The sequence below is a fragment of the Streptomyces sp. NRRL B-24572 genome, assembly GCF_002156145.1.
Lineage (GTDB): Bacteria > Actinomycetota > Actinomycetes > Streptomycetales > Streptomycetaceae > Streptomyces > Streptomyces vietnamensis.
This window is the reverse complement of the sequence record NZ_MWIG01000671.1, coordinates 1-5,628: the sequence shown is the minus strand read 5'-3', so window position 1 is coordinate 5,628 and position 5,628 is coordinate 1. Positions and strand designations below refer to the sequence as shown.

The window sequence follows — 5,628 nt, the reverse complement described above, 5'->3', positions numbered from 1 at the left end:
CTCCCGCACTCTCCCCCGAGTCCCGCCGGTCCGGTTCCGGCACGCTCATTTCCATGCATGTGAATGCATCTACTGTGACCACGGTCACGTTGAAATGCATTCATGTGACGACCTAGCGTTCGAACTCGATGGCCGGCCCGCTTCGGACGGTTTGCCGCCATTGGTCCCCATCGAATCCGTGGAGGTCCCGCCATGCCTGGTACCGCAACGCCCCGGCCCGCCGGCCTGAATTCGACCGCCGACCTTCCCAAGCCCCCCGGGCTGCACTGGAACGTACGGGCCAAACAGCCCGTCGCCTACAGCGTCAGCATGGTGCGCGGGCTGCTCGACCCCGAGAACCCCACCCTCGCCCACGCCTGCGGCGGCGGCTGGGGACGCCCCTTCCGCTCCCTCGTGGTCATCGACGCCACCGTCGACGCGCTCTACCGGGACCGGTTCGAGGCGTACTTCGCCCACTGGCGGATCGAGGCGACCTGGCAGGTCGTCCAGGGCGACGAGGAGGCGAAGTACCTGGAACAGGCCATCCTCGTCACCGAGGCCATGTCGCGCATGGGGATCCTGCGCCGCGCCGAGAAGGTCGTCGCCGTCGGCGGCGGCGTCGTCCTGGACATCGTCGGCTTCGCCGCGAGCATGTACCGCCGCGGCGTGCCCTACATCCGCGTCCCCACCACGCTGATCGGCCAGATCGACGCGGGCATCGGGGTCAAGACCGGGATCAACTACGGTCACCACAAGAACCGCCTGGGCTCCTACTTCGCACCGGAACTCGCCCTGATCGACCCCGAGTTCCTCCGTACCATCGACCCGCGGCACGTGGCCAACGGCATGGCCGAGATCGTCAAGATGGCGCTGGTCAAGGACGCCGCCCTCTTCGACCTGCTGGAGGCCACCGCCGGCACCATCACCTCCGACACCCTGGCCGGCTGCGGCTCCGCGGTGAGCGAGGTCCTGTCCAGGGCGATCTCCGGCATGCTCGACGAGCTGGAGCCCAACCTCTGGGAGCAGGTCCTGGAGAGGTCGGTCGACTACGGCCACACCTTCAGCCCCTCCCTGGAACTGCGGGCCGACCCCCCTCTGCTGCACGGCGAGGCCGTGGCCGTCGACATGGCGATCTGCCTCGCCCTCGCCCACCTGCGCGGGCACCTGTCGGAGGAGGACACCGACCGGGCGCTGAGGCTGATGCAGGCCCTCGGCCTGCCCGTCGCCCACCCGACCTTCACCCGGGAACTCCTCGAAGAGGCCCTGGGGGACGCGGTCAAGCACCGCGACGGGCTCCAGCGCGTGCCCCTCACCCGGGGCATCGGATCCGTGGTCTTCGCCAACGACCTCACCCCGGAAGAGCTCGGCCGCGCGCTGGACTTCGTCACCGGATGGAAGGCCACCAGGAACGGCGAGCTCGCCGGCGCCGCGATATGAGCGCCGCCGTCACCGTCTTCGACGTCGGCGGTACCCACATCCGCCAGGCGTGGTGGCTGCCCGGGGGCGAACTGCGCGCCCGCACTTCGCGCCCCTCCCCCAGCTTCAGGCGCTTCCCCCGCGCCGGCGTCGCCGAGCTCCGGGCCATGATGGTCAAGGACCTGTGCGACGCGGTGCCGGAGACCCCGGGCGCCGTGGCCGGCGTCTCCTTCGGCGCCGCGCTCGACCACCGCTCCGGCCTCGTCTACGCCTCCGCGCCCCTGTGGGGCGAGCACAGCGAGCCGTACGACCTGCGGGCGGCGCTCACGGCCCGGCGCCGCGACGTCGACTGGCACATCGTCAACGACGTCACGGCCGCGCTGCTGCACGCCGCCGCGCATCCCGGCCGCGGCGCGCACCGCAAGATCCTGCTGGCCACCGTCAGTTCGGGCATCGCCTGCCGCGTCATCGACCGGCGGCGGGGCCTGATCCCGGTGGACAGCAGCGGGCTGCAGGGCGAGATCGGCCATCTGCCGGCCCACGCGGAACTGGCCGGACGGCCGCTCGAAGCGACCTGCGACTGCGGGAAGCCGGGGCACCTGGCGGCGTACTCCTCCGGCCCCGGCATCGCGCGGGCCGCGGACGTCCTCAAGGAGCGGGAGCCCGGCCGCTGGTCGGAGTCCCGGCTCGGTGCCCTGACGGCCGGCGGCCTCGGCTTCGAGGAGGCGCTGCGCGGGGCCCTCGACGAGCGGGACGCCCTCGCGGGCGAACTGCTCGACGCGGTCACCGCTCCCGTCGCGGACGTCCTGCGCACCGCCCTGTGCCTCGATCCCGAGATCGACGAGGCGGTCCTGACCGGCGGCGTCGTGCACGGCCTCGGCGACCACTACCGGCGCGCCCTGCTGAGGTCCCTCGCCCGGCAGGGGCTGTACCTGACCAGCGAGCACACCCCCGACTGGTGGGAGCGGCGCATCACCGTCACCGCCCCCGGGGAGGCCGACGGCCTGGTGGGCGCGGGGATCGCGGCCCACGCCGCGACGGCCGCCGCTCCCGCGGTCCCGGTCGTGTCCGCGCCCTCCGGGGCGGCGGCATGACGGCGCCGGAGGACATTGCCAGCCACCGGGCGCTCGTCCGCGAGGCGGGGAAGGTCCGGCTGCGCCTGCGCCCCACCCCGTGCCCCTCCCCGGGTGAACTGCTGGTGACCACCCCGGTGGCGGGGCTGTGCGGGACGGACATCCAGATGCTGCGCGGGCTGCGCGACGACCCGGCGCCCGTCATCGGCCACGAGGGCGTCGCCCGGGTGGTCGCCGCCGGCCCGGGCGTCCCCGGGTCCCTGGCGCCCGGCACCCCCGTCGTCGTCAACCCGACCCACGGGGACGACCCGTCCTTCCTGCTCGGGCACAACGTCGACGGCCTGCTCCAGGAGTTCACCCTCATCCCCGCCACGGCGGTGCGGGGCGGCCTCGTCGTCCCCCTGGAGCAGGTGCCCGACGCCGAGCTCGGCACCCTCGTCGAACCGCTGGCGGCCGTACGGTACGCCCTCGGCCTCCTGGCGGCGGCCCGCCCGCGCACCCTGGTCGTGTACGGCGACGGGAACATCGGCCAGCTCGCCGTGCGCGCCGCCCGCGGCCTGCTCGGGGCGGACGTCCGCGTCCTGCTCGTGCACCACACGCCCGAGGGGCGCCGGTGGAGCGAACGGCACCCCGTTCCCGGCACGGAGCCGGTGGGCGGCGCGGCCCCGGGCGGGCTGCCGCCGGTCGGCGACGGGCCCACGGCCGCCCTGCTCGCCACCCCGCGCGACGGGACCCTGGACGCCCTCGCCTCCGCCCTGCGGCTCGGCGGCGGCGACCTGACCGTCGACCTGTTCGGCGGCCTCCCGCCGGGCGCCGACAGTGACCTCCTGCCCGGGGTCGACCTCGCGGCGGTGCGGGCCGCCAACTGCGCCGGGCGCCCCGTGCCGGCGGTGTTCACCGAGGCGACCACGGCCGAGGGCCGGCGCGTCCGGCTGACCGGCCACCGCGGCGTGGGCAACGGCCACCTCCTGGAGGCCGCCGCCGAGCTGTGGCGCCACCCGGAGCTCTACCGCGACCTGGTGACCCACGTCGTGGAGCCCGCCGAGGCCGCCCGCATCATGAACGACCTCTCGGTCGGCCGCCGACGGACCGTCGACGGGAACCGGCTCCTCAAACTCGCCGTGCGCTTCGCCCCGGCACCGGCCCCACTCAAGGAGAGATGGTGACAGCACAAGGTCAGAACGACCGCCGCGCGCTGGTGATCGGCGGCTCGACGGGCATAGGCCGCGGCATCGCCGACGCCTGGGCCGACGCGGGCCTCGACGTGACGGTGCTCAGCAGGTCCGCCCCGGCCGGCCCGGGTGCCGACCGGCTCCGCTGGACGGCCGTGGACCTCACGGACCCCGACCGGGTCGTCGAGGCCCTGGACGCGGCGGCGGCGGAACCCCTGCGCGCCGTCTGCTACTCGGCGGTCCACTACGGCGCCGGGCGCGCCCTGTTCCGGGACTGCGACGTGGCCGAGTGGCGCCGCCAGATCGACGTCAACCTGCACGGCCTCTGGCTGACGCTGGACCGGACGCTCCCGGCGCTGCGCCGCCCCGACTCCCCCGGCGTGCTCCTCGGGATCTCCTCCGAGGTCGTCTACAACGCGGGTCCCGGCCGGTCCGGGTACGCCGCCTCGAAGGCCGCCGCCTCGGCGCTGCTCGACTCCGTCGCCCAGGAGGAGAGCGCCGAATCGCCCGGCGGGGAGGCCCTGCGCATCGTCCAGGCCCTCCCCGCCGGCATGGTCGACACCCCCGGGATCCGGCGCCGCCGCCCCGAGGACTTCGACTACAGCACCTACATGACGCCGACCGGCTTCGGACCGCTGGCCCGCGAGCTGGCGGCGACGTCCGGTGCCGGACTGCACGGCGCGCACCTCGTGGTCGACGGCTCCGGCGCCTGGCGTCCGGTCGGTGACGGGATGCCCGTCTCCCAGAGCCGGGCCCTCACCGCGCGGACGGCGTCGTGACCCGGTCCCCCCGGGTGGGACTCGCCGGCTGGCGGCTGCCGGGGGACCACTTCGGCGCCGCCGCGCTGGCCCGGCGGGCGGGCGCCGACGGCCTCCAGCTCGACCTCGGCGGCCCGGGCCGGGGGCCGTGGCTCGACACGCCGGGCACCGTGGACCGGCTCCGTGACGACTGCGCCGCGCACGGCGTGGAGCTGCTCGGGGTCGCGGGCAACACCCTCAACGACATCGGGCTCACGGCGCCGGCCGGCAGCCGGGACGCGCTGCGCGCCCGGCGCGTCCTGGTCCGCGTCCTGGACACGGCCCGGGCCCTGGGCGCGCCCCTGGCGTTCGTCCCGAGCTTCCGCCGCAGCGCCATCGACGGCCCGGACGACCTGAGGCGCACCGCGGACGTCCTGGCCTGGGCTGCCCGGGAGGCCGACGCGCGCGGACTGCTCCTGGCCGGCGAGAACGCCCTGCGTCCCGCCGCCGCGCGCGCCCTCGTGGAGCAGGTGGCCGTCCCCTCCTTCCGGCTGGTGCTCGACACGTACAACCCGCGGGTGTACGGGGTCGACGTCCTGGCACTGATCGAGGCGACGCACCCGTGGATCGCGCCGCAGGTCCACCTCAAGGACGGCACCGGCGGCGTCGTGGGCCGGGAGCTGCTCGGGGACGGGGACGGCGGGGTGTGGGAGGCCCTCGCCGCCCTCCTCGCACACACGGGCGCGTCCCCCGACGCGCTGGTCCTCGAGAACGACTACCGCGACGGCGACCTCCGGCGCCTCGCCCTCGACATCGGGCGGGCCCGCGTCCGCGCCGCGCGGGCGGAGCTGCCGGCCACTGCCCCGGACCACCCAAGGAGCTGACATGTCCACCGTTCCGTCGACGTACGAGACGACCAGGCTGAGGGACGGCGTGGTGAGCTTCGGCGCGCACGCCTTCCCGCACGAGACGCTCGGTGACGACACCGTCGTCATCAGGCCCGACCACATGGGCATCTGCCGCGCCGACGTCAAGGAGATCCTCGGCTCGCGCGACGTCCCCGAGGACCGGGGGCCGCTGTTCGGCCACGAGCTCGTGGGCTCCGTCTTCTTCGCGGGGTCCCGCAGCGGGTTCGAGGCGGGTGACACCGTCACGCTCAATCCGAACATCACGCCCCACCGCACCACCGGCTTCGCCGAGTACGTCTTCGTACGGGGCTCGAAGGAGCAGCTGGAGCAGGCCGTCGTACGG

The 5,628-nt window shown here is 74.9% G+C and carries 6 protein-coding genes; all 6 read left to right on the top strand.

Annotated elements, in window-relative coordinates; all coding sequences use genetic code 11:
• Positions 1–192: 192 nt before the first annotated feature.
• Positions 193–1,416, top strand: coding sequence for a sedoheptulose 7-phosphate cyclase (locus CCN56_RS33140; RefSeq protein ID WP_086831552.1), 1,224 nt, complete (start codon positions 193–195; stop codon positions 1,414–1,416).
• Entirely contained in the window at positions 1,413–2,489 is a 1,077-nt protein-coding gene (locus tag CCN56_RS33135) for an ROK family protein (protein WP_179200066.1), read from the top strand. The genes CCN56_RS33140 and CCN56_RS33135 overlap by 4 nt, the downstream gene beginning before the upstream one ends.
• The gene (locus CCN56_RS33130; RefSeq protein WP_086831550.1) at positions 2,486–3,634 is read left to right on the top strand and encodes an alcohol dehydrogenase catalytic domain-containing protein; all 1,149 of its coding nucleotides are present in this window, start codon (positions 2,486–2,488) and stop codon (positions 3,632–3,634) included. Before CCN56_RS33135 ends, CCN56_RS33130 begins: the two co-directional genes overlap by 4 nt.
• Positions 3,628–4,419 (top strand): SDR family NAD(P)-dependent oxidoreductase, encoded by a 792-nt coding sequence (locus CCN56_RS33125; RefSeq protein WP_086831549.1) that lies wholly within the window; start codon positions 3,628–3,630, stop codon positions 4,417–4,419. Before CCN56_RS33130 ends, CCN56_RS33125 begins: the two co-directional genes overlap by 7 nt.
• The gene (locus CCN56_RS33120; RefSeq protein WP_086831548.1) at positions 4,416–5,261 is read left to right on the top strand and encodes a sugar phosphate isomerase/epimerase; all 846 of its coding nucleotides are present in this window, start codon (positions 4,416–4,418) and stop codon (positions 5,259–5,261) included. The genes CCN56_RS33125 and CCN56_RS33120 overlap by 4 nt, the downstream gene beginning before the upstream one ends.
• 1 nt (position 5,262) lies before the next feature.
• A partial coding sequence (locus tag CCN56_RS33115) for an alcohol dehydrogenase catalytic domain-containing protein (RefSeq protein WP_179200065.1) occupies positions 5,263–5,628 on the top strand: 366 nt, incomplete at its 3' end.

What these genes read in the sequence shown, in the direction of transcription:
- CCN56_RS33125 (WP_086831549.1), top strand. Translation starts at nt 3,628, where the DNA reads ATGGTGACAGCACAAGGTCAGAACGACCGCCGCGCGCTGGTGATCGGC.
- CCN56_RS33140 (WP_086831552.1), top strand. Translation starts at nt 193, where the DNA reads ATGCCTGGTACCGCAACGCCCCGGCCCGCCGGCCTGAATTCGACCGCC.
- CCN56_RS33130 (WP_086831550.1), top strand. Translation starts at nt 2,486, where the DNA reads ATGACGGCGCCGGAGGACATTGCCAGCCACCGGGCGCTCGTCCGCGAG.
- CCN56_RS33135 (WP_179200066.1), top strand. Translation starts at nt 1,413, where the DNA reads ATGAGCGCCGCCGTCACCGTCTTCGACGTCGGCGGTACCCACATCCGC.